The organism is Halorubrum sp. SP9 (assembly GCF_005435015.1).
Taxonomy (GTDB): Archaea; Halobacteriota; Halobacteria; order Halobacteriales; family Haloferacaceae; genus Halorubrum; species Halorubrum sodomense.
Genome location: NZ_SGXU01000238.1, coordinates 1 through 654 on the forward strand (window position 1 = coordinate 1; position 654 = coordinate 654).

General features: G+C 48.3%; 1 protein-coding gene. It reads right to left on the minus strand.

Going from position 1 to position 654, the window contains the following annotated elements; translation table 11 throughout:
- The coding region (locus EXE45_RS17360) for a DUF6293 family protein (protein ID WP_137695067.1) at window positions 1-623 on the minus strand (623 nt) is incomplete at its 3' end.
- Window positions 624-654: the final 31 nt, after the last annotated feature.

A 654-nucleotide genomic window follows, 5' to 3' on the forward strand; every position in this document is an offset into this window, starting at 1 on the left:
GCGGGAACTGTGGGGAACTCCACGTGTATGCCCCCGTTCATCTTCTTGGCGCCTTTCGTGACCCCGTTTTGGTCAATCTCATCAATTAAATCACTAATACGCTGCTGGCGTTCCTTCACTTCAGAATCGCTGACGTCCAAGTTTTGGAGGAACTCACGTTCAGTTCGTAGCTCCTTAATCATTTGAGTGACGAGGTACTCCTCAGGAGACACGTAATAGGTGTGGACGCTGTCGCGTAGTTCCGGTTCTTCAATAATAAGAGAATTCGCAGCACTGGCGAAAGCAAAGGCAATAGTACGCGGCATTGATGAAATATTGACCCAGACCTCGTTGCCTTGTTCTACTTGATCTTGTATCATCTCATACGCCAGCGGATACGCTTCTTCAAATTCGAAGATATTCCCGACTGAGAGCCGTTCTACCTTCTTTCCGAGTATCGTTCCGAACGTCTCTTCCAGCCGTTCAACCATCCGCTCAGCGAGCTTCTGGGCTTCCTCATCGCTTGACTTTCGAGACGAGTATAACAAATAAACCTCGTCTGCTTCGAGCGTTCCCTGGCTGATCGGTTGAACAAGTCGCTGGAAGTCGAAACCAACTGGAATTAGATGAACGGATTTTCCCATGCTATCTAGTACCCCTTGTAACGTTCTTTGT